The 14,535-nt window shown below is 30.1% G+C and carries 13 protein-coding genes; 12 read left to right on the top strand and 1 reads right to left on the bottom strand.

All coding sequences use genetic code 11. The features are described from left to right. The first annotated feature begins 232 nt into the window (after positions 1–232). The 9 genes from RR409_RS16100 (at position 233) to RR409_RS16140 (ending at position 8,030) form a co-directional block, all read left to right on the top strand. A complete protein-coding gene (locus RR409_RS16100) occupies positions 233–736 on the top strand; it encodes a VOC family protein (RefSeq protein ID WP_332558791.1) in 504 nt (167 codons plus the stop codon). A 146-nt stretch (positions 737–882) separates the two neighbouring features. After that, positions 883–1,455 carry an AAA family ATPase gene (locus RR409_RS16105; RefSeq protein ID WP_332558792.1) on the top strand — a complete coding sequence of 191 codons (573 nt, stop codon included), beginning with the start codon at positions 883–885 and terminating at the stop codon, positions 1,453–1,455. Positions 1,456–1,808: 353 nt separating this feature from the next. Continuing rightward, a complete protein-coding gene (locus RR409_RS16110; protein WP_332558793.1) occupies positions 1,809–2,279 on the top strand; it encodes a staygreen family protein in 471 nt (156 codons plus the stop codon). 288 nt (positions 2,280–2,567) lie between these two features. After that, positions 2,568–3,113, top strand: a complete 546-nt coding sequence (locus tag RR409_RS16115; protein WP_332558794.1) for a sigma-70 family RNA polymerase sigma factor — start codon at positions 2,568–2,570, stop codon at positions 3,111–3,113. After that, the gene (locus RR409_RS16120; protein WP_332558795.1) at positions 3,103–3,915 is read left to right on the top strand and encodes a zf-HC2 domain-containing protein; all 813 of its coding nucleotides are present in this window, start codon (positions 3,103–3,105) and stop codon (positions 3,913–3,915) included. Before RR409_RS16115 ends, RR409_RS16120 begins: the two co-directional genes overlap by 11 nt. Positions 3,916–3,935: 20 nt before the next feature. Continuing rightward, positions 3,936–4,799, top strand: a complete 864-nt coding sequence (locus tag RR409_RS16125) for a hypothetical protein (protein WP_332558796.1) — start codon at positions 3,936–3,938, stop codon at positions 4,797–4,799. Between the two features lie 70 nt (positions 4,800–4,869). Continuing rightward, positions 4,870–5,616 (top strand): MerR family transcriptional regulator, encoded by a 747-nt coding sequence (locus RR409_RS16130; protein WP_332558797.1) that lies wholly within the window; start codon positions 4,870–4,872, stop codon positions 5,614–5,616. A gap of 688 nt (positions 5,617–6,304) precedes the next feature. Next, positions 6,305–7,018, top strand: coding sequence for an ABC transporter ATP-binding protein (locus RR409_RS16135; protein WP_332558798.1), 714 nt, complete (start codon positions 6,305–6,307; stop codon positions 7,016–7,018). Between the two features lie 4 nt (positions 7,019–7,022). Then, a complete protein-coding gene (locus tag RR409_RS16140; protein WP_332558799.1) occupies positions 7,023–8,030 on the top strand; it encodes an ABC transporter permease in 1,008 nt (335 codons plus the stop codon). A gap of 126 nt (positions 8,031–8,156) precedes the next feature. Here RR409_RS16140 and RR409_RS16145 read toward each other — a convergent pair whose 3' ends face one another. Continuing rightward, positions 8,157–9,140: a phosphotransferase gene (locus tag RR409_RS16145; protein ID WP_332558800.1), complete on the bottom strand. Its 984-nt coding sequence runs from the start codon at positions 9,138–9,140 to the stop codon at positions 8,157–8,159. Between the two features lie 902 nt (positions 9,141–10,042). On the opposite strand from RR409_RS16145, the gene RR409_RS16150 reads away from it, so the two are divergent. The 3 genes from RR409_RS16150 (at position 10,043) to RR409_RS16160 (ending at position 14,384) form a co-directional block, all read left to right on the top strand. Then, positions 10,043–11,794, top strand: a complete 1,752-nt coding sequence (locus RR409_RS16150) for a methyl-accepting chemotaxis protein (protein WP_332558801.1) — start codon at positions 10,043–10,045, stop codon at positions 11,792–11,794. A gap of 441 nt (positions 11,795–12,235) precedes the next feature. Beyond that, positions 12,236–13,744, top strand: a complete 1,509-nt coding sequence (locus RR409_RS16155) for a DUF1846 domain-containing protein (protein ID WP_332558802.1) — start codon at positions 12,236–12,238, stop codon at positions 13,742–13,744. A gap of 283 nt (positions 13,745–14,027) precedes the next feature. After that, positions 14,028–14,384 carry a hypothetical protein gene (locus tag RR409_RS16160; RefSeq protein ID WP_332558803.1) on the top strand — a complete coding sequence of 119 codons (357 nt, stop codon included), beginning with the start codon at positions 14,028–14,030 and terminating at the stop codon, positions 14,382–14,384. The last annotated feature ends 151 nt before the right edge of the window (positions 14,385–14,535 follow it).

Here is a 14,535-nt window from a genome sequence, read left to right on the forward strand (position 1 = left end):
AAGCTAAAACAACCCCTGTCCAAGGTTTTCATAATAAGGGTAAGATAATCCAATTTTCTACTTCATGTCTTAAAACTAATAATAGAAGGGGGAGAGGAGGAGTGACTTTTGCACATGAATGTGGATATATTGGTGAAATGATAAATCCAGTTAACAAATTTTAGTGGATAAAGTTTGTTAATTAAGCTAAAATATGAGAAATAATAAAAATGAGATTTGAGGTGAAGATATTATGACAAATAAAATTCAAAAAATCACAACAAATTTGTGGTTTGATACACAGGCTGAAGAGGCAGCAAATTTTTATGTTTCTATCTTTAACAATTCCAACATAGGTAAAATTACTTACTACGGAAAAGAAAGACATGAAATCGATGATATATCAGAAAAAGCAGTAATGACCGTAGAATTCCAATTGGAAGGACAGAAATTCATAGCATTAAATGGCGGTACTCAATTTAAATTTACAGAGGCAATATCATTTATCATTAATTGTGAGTCGCAAGAAGAATTGGACTATTACTGGGAAAAACTTTCGGAAGGCGGAGATGAGAAGGCTCAAGTGTGCGGCTGGCTGAAAGATAAATACGGAGTGTCGTGGCAAATTGTTCCTTCGGATTTAATGGAAATGATAAGCGGACCTGATACAGAAAAATCAGAAAGAGTTATGAAAGCACTACTCCAAATGAAGAAAAAAATTGATATTGAGGCTTTAAGGCAAGCCTATGAGGGATAAAATATAGGAATAATCAGATAAGAACATTATATGAAATTATAATAGTGAGCTAAGGAAAAGGGCTTTTAAAAACAAATATATTGGAACCTTTAGTGCGTTGTGAATGTATGGGGGATGCAATTGGAAGAAATATTGGGGGATGTTAAATGGGAGAAGGTTTAATGATTATAGTTTCGGGAGCATCGGCTACAGGTAAGACAACATTAAGCAAAAATTTAGGCGAAAGATTTAATCTACCAGTAATTAATAAAGATGAAATAAAGGAAGTCTTGTTTGATACCATTGGAATTAAAGATACGGAATGGGCCATGAAACTAGGGGTGGCAAGCTTTGAGCTTACGTTTTTCTTTGTAGAAAAGTTGCTACAAACAGGGAAATCATTTATTGTTGAAGGGAATTTCGATAATAGATATTCAACAAAATCTTTCATAGATATAAAATCAAGATACAATTATAAGACACTACAAATATATTGTCATGCAAAGGAAGAGGTTTTATATGAAAGATATATAAGCCGTGACAATTCAGGTAATAGACATCCTGGACATATTAGATTGATTAGTGGATTTGAGGATTATAAAAACACCATAAATAGTAAGCCTTTTAAATTAGATATAGAGGGAAGTACTAATATTGATATAGACACAACAAAATTTGAAAATATGAATCTCCAGGAAATTTATGATGAAGTTGAGAATAATATTAAATTTATTAAATAAACACTTCTTAAACAACTAACATTTAAGAGTTTGTAAATGGTTATTGATGATTAAATTGAACATATTTAATCACAATAGTAAGAGTGCTAGAATAGTTCCTGTCCAAGGTTTTCATAATAAGGGCAAGATAATTCAATTTTTAATTCCTTTACTAAAAAGCTATAAATATATGGGGAGAGTAAATAGGTTTTAGAATACATATATTACTATTACAAGTTTAAATTCTCTTTTGGCGGATTAATATAATCTTGCAAATAAAACTCCAAAACTCAACATAATGAAATGGATTGATAACATATACACTGTAATCATCATATAATGCTTGTATTAGAAATAATATAGGAGTGTATTAAATGGGTAAATTAAACCCTGAAAAGCTTTCAGTGGAGTTTAGAGATGGTGTTACATCTACTGAACCTATTATTCCGAGACGATATACACTTACTCATTCTGATATAACTGCAGAACTGTTTTTAACTATAGGCTCAAAATATGCCTATGATAAAATTAATAATATGAGAGATGAGGTTCTAGGTGAATGGAATAAAAATAGAGAAACCTATTTTTATTATGTATATTTAAATGTTGATGAAGATGGACAATTTGGTGCAAAAGCAGCTGCCATACGAGATTTTATTTTTAGGCGTGAATTACCTCTTGCCTTAGAAGCTATTAGATACGGTGACAAAGAGTTTTTTAGTGCGCATCCTGAATTAGATAAGTCTCCAATAATAGTATTCTTTATGTCAACTTATCCTAAATTCAACAAAGTAGAAAACTGGGGCACTTTTTCAAACTATGTTTTCAGAGGCTTCAATACTTAAATAAATTCATACACACTTATGCCATCCATGGTAAACACATACATGGATGGCATATTTCTTTTTCAAAAATAATTTATAAAATATCGAACTTTTATTCTATGAATATTATCTAACAAATGTAACTGATTAAAATCTTCAAGATAAAAATATTCACTTCTGAAAAGTATTTAGAACATTGAGATTGTGATGACTAAAAGCAAATTTTTAAAGTTTGTTTTCTACAAAAAACAACAAGAGGAAATCTAGTAATAAAAGTTGAATTATAATCCTGTGGAAAGGAGGTATGAGATGCTAAGCTTTTTAAATAAGAATAGGATTATTTCTAAAAAAGAGTTTATGGAATTAGTAGATAAAAGAACAGATATTTTATTTAGAATTGCCCTAACCTATGTAAGAAATGAAGAATTAGCTGGTGATGCAGTGCAGGATTCAATACTTAATGCTTATAAGAATTTAGATAGTCTCAAAGAAAAAGAAAAGTTTAATTCTTGGATTACTACAATACTAGTGAATAGATGCCGAGAAATTTTAAGAAAAGATAAAAAAGTAAGTTATTTTGAGTTGAAAGAAGAAGTATTAAATGAAAATAGAGTTATAAATGATTACTATGACAATGATTATAGTAAAGTTGATAATAAGATAGATGTTTTAAACATCCTTCAAAATATAGATGAAAAATATAGAAATGTTATTTCTTTAAAATATTTTGGAGATAACACAATTGAGGAGATTGCAACTATATTGGATATTCCACAAGGTACGGTAAAATCACGATTGAACTTTGGTATTAAGAAACTAAAAAAACTAATGGAGGTGAATGAGAATGTACTGTGATGAAGTGAAGGATTTACTTTATGAGTTTATATATGAAGAATTAGAAGAAAAAAAGCATGAGGAAATAAAAGACCATTTAGAAAGCTGCAAAGAATGTTATAAAGAATATATAGAACTAAAAGAACTTCTCCTAGAGGCCCTCAAGCCCTTAGTTGGGGGAAAAAAACATATAGTAGCACCAGAGGCTTTAAAAAGAAATATAAAAAAATCTCTAGGGAAGAGTTATAGCACCTATTTTATGAAAGTAGCTTCAGTAGCTTGCATTCTAATGTTTATGGTTTATGTAGTACCAGTGGCTGCATATTATTTAGTTGAAAATTCACCTCTAGAAAAATATATAAAAATAGATAGTGGAGTAGTACATGATTTTGAAGAAGGGAAAGGTCAACTAGTTAATGAAGAATATAAGATGAAGGGTGTAACCTTTAAGATAGAAGGTATAATAAAAAGTGAAGATTCAACAAAGGTGCTTTTTTCAGTAAAAGTAGATGAAAGTGAAGATTTTAATTATGCTATGCCCTTGTTTGGTAGTGAAAAAATTAGAATTACAGATCAGTTTGGTTATAAGTATAATTTGCAAGGGTCTGCTGGTTCTTTGGAAACTACAAAAAAGGATAGAGAAATGGTATCTGTACTAGAAATAGAAGACCCAAAGTTTTGGTCCTATAAGCTGAAATTTGAAATCACAGCAATGGAAGTTGGGAACATAGAAGGGCCAAAAAAAAACTATGAAATGAAAAAGCAAAAAAATATCTATGGGTCATGGGAAGTTGAAGTTTATTTAGATAGAAGTTCAAAATAAATTTGGTGGAGGTAGCTTAATTGAATGTAGCATTTGCGGTAATACCTAGGTTATTAATATTTATAATAGTGATTTCAATAATAATATTTATTGGAAGAAAATTATTTGAGAGCTTAGTTAAAGACTATAAAGATAATAAGTATGGAAGAATTTTATCAACAATACTAATCCTAATAGCGTGTGTCTTCTTATTTCAGTTTGGAATCAATGGTTTTAACAAAAATACACTATCTATAGGAAACAGAGTTCCAGAAAAATATATAATAAAGTTAAATGAGACAAAAGAAAGTAAGAATGGAACAAAGGTTAGAATTAATAATGTGTTACTTGATATAAACACATTACAATTCAGTGTAGGTGTTAAAGGAAAAGATAAGATTGTGGCAGTGGAAATAAAGAAGAATCCAGAAGAAATTGAGGTATTGAAGGAGTTTCCAGGATTATACCTAGGTAAAAGAACCATGTATGAATACAATGGACTAGGAATGAGTATACCAGGGGATGAATTTTTAGAAACTCTTTATGTAATTTGTCATCTAAGCAATGGGGAAGAGTTAAGCTTTAAGGTTGAAGATATCAATGATGTGAAAAGTCATGTAAAAATTGTGGTATTTAATAAAAAACTTAAAGATAATCCTCAAATAATATTAAATAAGATAATAAAGGGTGTGAGTCATACCTCTATTTATATAACTTCTGATATTAATTTCTTTGATTTAGAGGTAACCATCCTTGATGGTGAAGAAGAATATACTAATCTACCAAGCTCGGGATCAGGAGGTTTCTTTGATTACTCTGGTCCCCCTTTGAAAACTAAAGATGTAAAGATAAAAGCTAAAATAAAGTATTCAGGAGAAGAATTTATAATTCCAGTAGAACTGTAAAAAAGTTTAAAAAATATTATTGACTCTGACCTTAGAGGAGACCTTAACATTATAAATGAGGTGAGAAATTATGTTATATACAGTTAATGAAGTTGCAAGATTAACAGGGGTTACAGTAAAGACACTACATCATTATCATAAGATAAGTTTACTTCAGCCTTGTGCTATTAGTGATGCAGGATACCGTCTTTATGGAAATGAAGAGTTAGAGAGGTTGCAACAAATATTATTTTATCGTGAACTTGATTTCTCTCTCAAGGATATTAAAAATGCTCTTGAGAATGAACCGAACAGATTGACATGTTTGATAAACCAACAAGAACTGCTATTTGCGCGCAAGCAGAGATTGGAACGTTTGTTAAAAACTATTGAGGAATCTGTGGTTCTCACAAAGAAAGGAGAAATTATGAAAAAATCAGCAATGTTTGAGGGATTTAATAAGGAACAATGGGATGAGGCTTTATCTGAGCAAAATCAGTATATTGAAGAAAAATATGGATATGATATAACTGGATCACAAGAGGTGGATGTGCAAAAGATGAATGATCTTGCTAAAGAAGCACAGAGTTTTAATCAATATGTTATAGATGCTTTAAAGAATAAATGGAAGGTGAATGATACGAGACTTCAAAATCAAATAGAGAATCATATAGCATACTTAAACGAAAATCATATAAGTATTGATGCAGAAGCTTTTTTAGCACAAACTAAATTTTTCTTAGAGGATGATTTCCACAGAGATATGCTTGAAAGTCAACAACCTGGTTTTTCTTATTATCTTTATGTTGCAGCAGAGATGTATGCAAAAGGAAGATAGTTCTAGTATACAGTGGATGACAATTAGGAAAACATGTTAATTATCCTTCAGTTAGCAACTCTTGAACTATAGGTTATAGTTTGTCTTATGAAGTATTGAGCCTAGATGAATAAATCCTGGAATGTGAATCAATACAATTTGTTGAATTTTAGTAGAGTTTAATTATAATAAACTACGATGATGATAATTAGCGTCAATGAATTTTAATTAACAAGTTGATAGAAATCTATCCTAAAAGGGAGAAGTGAAAGCTTCTTCCTTTTTATTTTAAGGAGTAACTTTCATATTTATATAATGATTGGTATAATAGCCCTTAAGAATCAAAAGATAAATATGTATAATTTGGTTACAATTTTATGTTTATATAGACTTAATGAAACTTAATAGTTAGGTAAATCACAAAGAAATCACAGTGATCCAAATCGAAAGATTGAATTAAGAAGTTTTTTATTGCGTATATATAAACTACATTTAATAATTGGTAAAGTAATAATGACATACGGAAATACATCATGAGTAAACAGCAAAAACAATATGAAGTGAAAGCTCTATAAGGAATAATATTTAGAAGAAGTAAAAGCCTATTGCAAGTTTTCATTAGAATTTAATTAAGAAAAATAATTAAGCAAGTCTCTTTAGGTAAGAAAACTCTAAATATACTGGCGATAAATTTGAAAGGAGAATTATAGTGATTGAAGTAAAAGATATTTCTAAAAGTTTTGGAAAGCAAAATATACTAAAAAATATAAATGTCACAATAAAAAAAGGCGAAATGTTTGGACTGCTAGGACCAAGTGGAGCAGGAAAAACAACACTAATAAGACTAATAACGGGGGCAGAAACTGTAGATAAGGGAGAAATCCTAGTAGATAATCGACCTGTGCCCAATTTTCAAACCTTAAAAACTATAGGCTTTATGCCTCAAAATGATGGATTATACCCTGAAATTTCCGGATATGACAATCTCCATTTTTTTGGAGGACTTTTTGGACTAAGAGGGAAAGTTCTTGAAGATTCCATAGTTAAGGTTTTGCAGCTTGTTGATTTAACAGGAGATGCAAAGAAGATGGTTGAAAAGTATTCTGGAGGAATGAAAAAGCGCCTATCCTTAGCTGCTGCGTTAATTCATTGTCCAGAGGTTTTAATTCTAGATGAGCCAACAGTAGGAATTGATCCATTATTAAGGCGTAAAATCTGGGAAGAATTTAAGCATCAGCAATCTATTGGGAAAACAATCATTGTTACCACCCATGTTATGGACGAGATAAAATACTGTGATAGAGCAGGGCTAATATATGAAGGGCATCTTATTGCTTGTGACACTGTAGATAAACTTATTGAACTTGGAGAAGGAAGCATTGAAAACTTATTTTTCAATGTTCCTTTAGGGGAAAGGGGATAGAACAATGACTTATTTGATAATAAGAATTTTAAAACAAATAAAATATGACAAGAGACTTCTTGGACTTATATTCATGGCTCCAATTCTCTTATTAACATTGATTTATTTCTTGTTAGGTACTAGCTCCTATATTCCCAAAGTTGGAGTAAATTTACCTCAGAAATTTCAAAGTGAATTGCAAAAGCAAGATTTAGAGATAAGTGCAGTTGAGGTCAATGATATTGAAGGACTTTTAAAAGATAAAACTATAGATGCTGCAATATATTTAGTAAATAATAAAGTTACCATTAGTTTTTTAGAAAATGTACCTCAAAAAACAGGAGCGGTTACAAAAGCTGTTCAAAATGCAGTAAAAGCTATGAATCCTAGTGGGGATATGGATATTCAGTTTATCCATGGTGAAGAAGATGACAATACCTTTGATAGTATTGGCCACATTATGTTAGGGATCATAGCATTTTTCTTTATATTCATATTGTCAGGAGTATCCTTCATTCGTGAAAGATCTAATGGAACATTAGAAAGGTTTATATTGTCTCCTATAAAACGTTGGCAAATTATCGGTGGATACACCATTGCTTATAGTATTCTTGCTATTATTCAATCAACACTTATACTTCTCTATGCTGAACATATTCTTAAAATGAATATTGGTAATGCTATGCCACTGGCTATGCTAATTATGCTACTTTTAGCCATTACAGCAGTTAGTGTTGGAATACTTATCTCTGTAGTTTCAAAGAATGAGTTTCAAGTTGTACAATTTATACCTATACTTATTCTTCCTCAGACTTTCTTTTCAGGACTTATACCTCTAGACACAATGCCCTATGGGTTAGGGAAATTAGCTTATGTTATGCCACTATACTATGCTTGTGATGCCTTAAAACGGATAATAATCTATAGGAATGGAATATATGAAGTTATTCCGTATATAGCAATACTTGTTGGAATTATCGTTGTATTAAGTCTTATAAACACAATGATGCTTAAACATTACAGAAAGATATGATATTTAAGATTTAAAGAAAAAGATGTAGACAGTGATAGCTTCTACATCTATTTTGCATATGAGAGATTTATACCATAAAGAAACAATAGCAAGATAATCTTATAAAATTAGCATTTGTAGATCAATCTAAATGGGACTTCCAAATTTAGCTTTTCTACGATTTAATGAGTTTTTTAAGCGAATTCTGAGGTTAACTAACCATTCAGGCTCGTTTGACCATTTTTCTTGTACGGATCTAAGTACACGTACATATCCGTATAAGTCTGCAAATCTTCTAAATACAGGTAAAATTGAAAGGAGATCACTAGAAATAACATGCTCTGAGCGGTATCCATCAATTAAATGATTTATCGATACGTCTAACTGTTCTTCTGGGATATTATCTTTCAAGCTATCAATTGTTTGATCAATGTCCATTGCATACCAATGATACATAGAATCATCAAAATCTATTGGGTTATAGGTTTTAGTATTTTCATCATAGAACACGTTATCAGCTTCAAAGTCATAATGAGTAAGTCCAAAATTATCTCTAGTAACTGAAAGCTTGGATAAGTACTCTTTAAGTAGCGTTAACTCTTTTTTAGCATCGATTTCCATAGGGAAATCAGATAAGACCTCTTCCATCCATTGGATTTTTTCTTTCCAGTGACTACGTTTATTATTTGATGGCATATATTCACAGCTTAACTTATGCAATGAACCTAGAGATTTCCCTAAGCCGAAGATAATTGCAGGTGTTAATTCCATATCTTCAATAGATTTTCCAGGTGCTTTTTTAAAAGCAACTGCATAATACCTTCCCCAAGGAGTATCCACAGTTTCTAGTTCATTATTAGCTTTAGATAAAATAGTATCAGCCGCAGGATAACCATTATTTCTTAAATATCTCAAAAAATCAAGTTCGCCAAGTATTCTTTCTTTTGTGGTTTCTTCAGCGGGGGTAAATCTAAGAAAGAATCTACCGTCTTTATTTTTGCACCAATAAACAGCATTTGCAGAAATTCTATAATAGTTAAATAGGTTAGGATCCTCATGATCATACTGCCAATTCTCAAGTATCATTTGTGCTAAGTCTTTATTATTAAACAAATATTTTAGTTTTAACATCTTAACAACCTCTTTCAAAATTTTTTAGAGAAAAATTTTTATTTATAAGCTTAATATTAATATAGAAGTTATATAGGCTACTTAATGTAAAGTAATTAGAATAACGCATTTATTAGAAATTAAGAGTAATATATTTACTAATTATTTTTAAAATGCTTAATTTTGTACAGAGCATGAATTTACATCAAATTAACTATATTGTTAGGAGCTAAATTGCTTAATATTCAGATAAAAAATATACAAAAATCCCACAGTGATATTAACCTACTGTGGGACAATTAATTTTGGGCATAAAAAATACAGGTTAACCTGTATCCTGAAATTTCCCATAATTGTTAAGGCTGAAAGGTTAATTAAAGTTGTTCAAAAGGCATAAGAAATAAAATGAATGTCAAATTCATTTTTTTATCCTTCTGAAACCATATGCAATTAATTGAAAATCACCTCATATAACTTTTGCATAAAAAAAATCACTCCTTTCGCCTAAAGTTTTATATTAAGCTTTAAGTATATATTAACATATATTTACTTTTAATACAATTATTATTAATAGTTATTATGGATTATCGTGGTAAATAAATTTATTAACTTTGACAAAATTAAATACCTTCTTAGAAAAATTAAACACATATGTGAATTCAGTTAATAATCTAAAACATTTACCAGCTTGAAAAGTTTATAAAGAATAAAAAAATAGAAACGATATATTATTATATACAGATGTTATCAAAATAAGAAATTTATTATGTATGGAAGAGCAAATCTCACACAATCTAACCTGGGATAGTTAACTACAAGAAAACTTTTTATTGGTGCTAAATTGTGGCTCAAAAGTGAGTAATCAAAACTAACTTACTTTTTGCAAATTAAAAATCTGGAAAACACTAGAAAGGGATGGAAAGATGAAAATTTTAAAGAACAAAAGAATTAAGATGAAGGCAAAGAAAAATCTAAGCATTAAAATGAAGTTAATAGTAGGATTTCTTATTACCACTCTGTTAATTACTGTAATTGGTACATTAGGTACGTTAGCCATGAGAACGGTTAATAATAATGCTAAAATAATAACAGATAGTAAGTTAGTTGCTGTAGATAAAGCTACATATATTAGACACAATATTGTACAAGCAAGGGTTGATGTAGTTAGTATTTTAGATGAAAGTCGTAAAGATAAGCAGGAAGATTATTTATTCGATATCACAGGGCTTGGTTTTCTTAACGATAAGCTTTTTAAAGAATTTGAAGCTATTCAAAATAAGACAATTAAGGAAGAAAAGATTTATAAAGAAAAGATTGTGACTTCTCTAAATCAGTATAATGAATCTAGAGAAAAGGTTATAGCTTATGTAAAGAATAATAATTATTCAGAAGCTAAAAAAACTTATGATTTTGAGTTCTTAGGTCAAAGTACACTTTTAGAATCTGCTTTGACTGAGATAATAAGTGATAATATAAATGAAAGTGAAAGTTTGAAAGCACTGAATAATTCAATTTATACTAAAGCTTTTTACTTTATGATAATAATTATAGCAATTGGAGCAATTTTTGCTATAGCAATTGGTGTTTATTTAGCTAAAACTATTGATAAGAGATTGAAGAATGTAATTAATTTTGTTGGAGCTTTTGGTGAGGGTGACTTGACTCAAAAGATAGAAGTTACATCTCAGGATGAAATAGGTTTAGTAGAGACTTCAATAAACAAAGCTATGGAAAATGTAAGAAACCTTGTCAAAGAAATTAATGCTGGAGCTCAAGAAGTTGGAGCTACAAGTGAAGAGTTATCTGCTACCTTAGAAGAAGTTTCAGCTAAAATGGAGTTTGTTAGCGAAGTAACTGCAGGAATTGCAAGAGGAACTGAGGAGGTAAGCTCATCAACTGAGGAAGTTAGTGCATCCATGGAGGAAATTGGGGCTACTACTGCCGAATTAGCTAATAAGGCTAAGGATGGTAGTAATACGTCCATGGTAATACAAAATCGAGCTATGTCAGTTAAGGAAAATGGAATAAGAAAAATGGAAGATTCAAAGGTTATATATGAGGAAAAATTCAATAAAGTTAAACAAGCTATTGAGGATGGAACTGTTGTTGAACAAATTACTTTAATGACAGAATCTATTGGAAGTATTGCTGAGCAAACAAATTTACTTGCACTAAACGCAGCAATAGAAGCTGCAAGAGCTGGAGAACAAGGGCGAGGATTTGCTGTAGTTGCAGAAGAAGTACGTAGCCTTGCTGAACAATCTTCGGAAACAGTGGCAAAAATTCAAGAAGTTGTTAATAAAGTAAGAATTGCTTTTGATAATCTTTCTAATAGTGCGGGAGAAACCTTAGAATATATTGATAAAAATGTAATGAAGGATTATGAAACTCTTGTGGAAACCGGAATCCAATATGAAGAAGATGCTAAGCTTTTATATACAATGTCAGAAGAAATTTCTATTGCAACAGATGAAATGTCAAGTACCATTGAGCAAATAAATTTAGCAATTCAGAATGTATCCGCAAGTACAGAAAAAGCAGCTTCAAGTTCAGAAGGAATTTTAGATGGAGTAAATGAAAGCACAACTGCCATAGAGGAAATTGCAAAGGCAGCACAAAGTCAAGCTGAGCTTTCTGAAAGGCTAAATGATCTAATACAAGAGTTTAGAGTATAAAGGTTTTACTTCAAATGACAAAAGCGTAAACTAGTAATTGGTTTACCCTTTTCTAAATATTAACTATATTTCTTGAAGTAGTATATAGGTTTATATTTTAAAGAATTGTTCAATGCTAGTTAGAGTATAAGAGTGTTACAGAATTTAAACACTGAAGTGTATGCTTTTATTGTATATCAACCATGTAAATAAGAGAATAATATATTAGAGTTAAAATATCTTGTAAAAATCCAATTAAAAAGTACTTATGTTTTTGAAGATTTATAAATTAAAATTATAATTTATGAAATAATATTTATAAACACCATCAAAAATATGTAGATTTATGATAAAATAATCAATGGACAATTAAGGCAGCTTCAAAATTAATAATTAGTTATTATCATAATGACATTTTGACTTATTATTTATTTTAGATGCTTAGGAATAGCGAGGTTAATTATGAAAATAGGATTTGATGCACAAAAATACTTAGAAGAACAATCAAAGTTTATACTTGAAAGAGTTAACAATTACGACAAACTCTATCTAGAGTTTGGGGGAAAACTTTTATTTGATTTACATGCAAAAAGAGTACTTCCAGGTTTCGATGAAAATGCTAAGATCAAATTACTTCATAAGTTAAAAGAAAAGGTTGAAGTTATTATTTGTGTTTATGCTGGAGATATCGAAAGAAATAAAATTCGTGGAGACTTTGGCATAACCTACGACATGGATGTTTTAAGATTGATTGATGATCTTAGATCATATGAATTAGATGTTAATAGTGTTGTTATAACTAGATATAACAATCAACCTTCAGCAACAGTATTCATGAATAAATTAGAACGTAGAGGAATTAAAGTTTATACACACAGTGCAACTAAGGGGTACCCTACAGATGTAGATATTATAGTTAGTGATGAGGGGTATGGAAAAAATCCGTATATTGAAACCACTAAACCTATAGTAGTTGTAACAGCACCTGGTCCAGGAAGTGGTAAACTTGCTACTTGTCTAAGTCAGTTATATCATGAGAATAAACGTGGTAAAGTTGCAGGCTATTCTAAGTTTGAAACCTTCCCTGTTTGGAATGTGCCACTTAAACATCCGCTAAATATTGCTTATGAATCAGCAACGGTGGATTTAAAGGATGTTAATATGATTGATCCTTTTCATTTTGATGCATATAATGAGGTTGCAATAAATTATAATCGTGATGTTGAAACATTTCCTGTTCTTAAGAGAATTATTGAAAAAATCACAAAAGAAGAATCAGTTTTTAAATCACCTACAGATATGGGGGTCAATCGTGTTGGATTTGGCATTGTAGATGATGAAGTTATTAAAGAAGCTTCAAGACAAGAAATTATTAGAAGGTACTTTAAAACAGGCTGTGAATACAAAAAAGGTTATGTTGACTTAGAGACTTTCCATAGAGCAAAGTTAATTATGGAAGAGCTTAATCTTAAAGGTGAAGACCGAAATGTAGTTATACCAGCAAGAGAAAGAGGAGCCAAATTAAAGGAAGAAGCATGTAAAAATGAACCATGCCCAGCATTAGCCCTTCAGCTACATGATGGAACAATTTTAACTGGTAAAAGCTCAACTACTATGGACGCTACTGCGGCAGTAGTTTTAAACGCTATTAAATATGTTGCCAATATTAATGATGAGATTCACTTAATCTCACCAGCAATCCTTGGACCAATAATCAATCTTAAATCGAAAAATTTTGGTAGCAAAGTAACAGCTTTAGATTGTGAAGAAATTTTAATTGCACTGAGCATAAGTGCAGCAACTAATCCAATGGCTGAGGTAGCAATGGAGAAATTACATATGCTTAAAGGCTGTCAGGCTCACTCTACAACTATATTAAATACCAGTGATGAGCAGACATTTAGAAAACTTGGTATCGATGTAACAAGTGACGCTGAATATTCTTCAGATAGCTTATATTATAATGAATAATAGTTTTTTAACATGAACTTGTTAATTATTTAATAAAATGTAATCATAATTTAAAATACAGAAAGATGTAGGCTAGTAAATAACCTACATCTTTTTTATAATATAAACTAAAAAAAGGGAATTTAATAATGTAACTGAAATTAAACTAAAAAATGATATAATCAAAGATGAACATAGATATATACAAATTAAATTAATTATAAAAAATATTTTTGGAATAAAATTATTATTACAGATGATAAAAAGTATTTTGTATAGATGAGAAAAAACTAGGGAGGGAACCATGGATAAGAACCACCTCATTGAGAGGATTATAAGGCAAACCATAGGTAACAAAGGAAAAGTGACATTCATGTTTTCGGGCAATGTAGAAAATATAGAAAAGTTCTTTAATAAGACAATGAGGATTTTTAGAAAGAAGATATTTGAAGGATACGATGTATCACCAGAGTATTATCTAATAGATTTTTATACATATATGATGCTTTGTAAGGGATGGAATATTGTAGATTTGAATAATGAATTATTTAATTGTAAAAGAAGTTATATGACAATAATAAAGCACTTGGAGGAAATAGATAATAATGTAATGAGTAGGCAAGTTAATGATTATCTGGATAGATATAATATTGGGATATAGATAAGCGAACTTCGAATAATTGTACGAATAATTAAAAGCACACTTTCTTAAAATAAGATTAGGCATCTGAAATAAGTAACAAGTAAAGATATGGAGGACAATTTGTCTGGATAGACAAGAACATGTATTCAAAGCATTAGCTGTGCTGAAA

Source organism: Clostridium sp. (genome assembly GCF_036642255.1).
Taxonomy (GTDB): domain Bacteria; phylum Bacillota; class Clostridia; order Clostridiales; family Clostridiaceae; genus Clostridium_J.

What these genes read in the sequence shown, in the direction of transcription:
- RR409_RS16100 (WP_332558791.1), top strand. Translation starts at nt 233, where the DNA reads ATGACAAATAAAATTCAAAAAATCACAACAAATTTGTGGTTTGATACA.
- RR409_RS16105 (WP_332558792.1), top strand. Translation starts at nt 883, where the DNA reads ATGGGAGAAGGTTTAATGATTATAGTTTCGGGAGCATCGGCTACAGGT.
- RR409_RS16110 (WP_332558793.1), top strand. Translation starts at nt 1,809, where the DNA reads ATGGGTAAATTAAACCCTGAAAAGCTTTCAGTGGAGTTTAGAGATGGT.
- RR409_RS16115 (WP_332558794.1), top strand. Translation starts at nt 2,568, where the DNA reads ATGCTAAGCTTTTTAAATAAGAATAGGATTATTTCTAAAAAAGAGTTT.
- RR409_RS16120 (WP_332558795.1), top strand. Translation starts at nt 3,103, where the DNA reads ATGTACTGTGATGAAGTGAAGGATTTACTTTATGAGTTTATATATGAA.
- RR409_RS16130 (WP_332558797.1), top strand. Translation starts at nt 4,870, where the DNA reads ATGTTATATACAGTTAATGAAGTTGCAAGATTAACAGGGGTTACAGTA.
- RR409_RS16140 (WP_332558799.1), top strand. Translation starts at nt 7,023, where the DNA reads ATGACTTATTTGATAATAAGAATTTTAAAACAAATAAAATATGACAAG.
- RR409_RS16145 (WP_332558800.1), bottom strand. Translation starts at nt 9,140, where the DNA reads ATGTTAAAACTAAAATATTTGTTTAATAATAAAGACTTAGCACAAATG.
- RR409_RS16150 (WP_332558801.1), top strand. Translation starts at nt 10,043, where the DNA reads ATGAAAATTTTAAAGAACAAAAGAATTAAGATGAAGGCAAAGAAAAAT.
- RR409_RS16155 (WP_332558802.1), top strand. Translation starts at nt 12,236, where the DNA reads ATGAAAATAGGATTTGATGCACAAAAATACTTAGAAGAACAATCAAAG.
- RR409_RS16160 (WP_332558803.1), top strand. Translation starts at nt 14,028, where the DNA reads ATGGATAAGAACCACCTCATTGAGAGGATTATAAGGCAAACCATAGGT.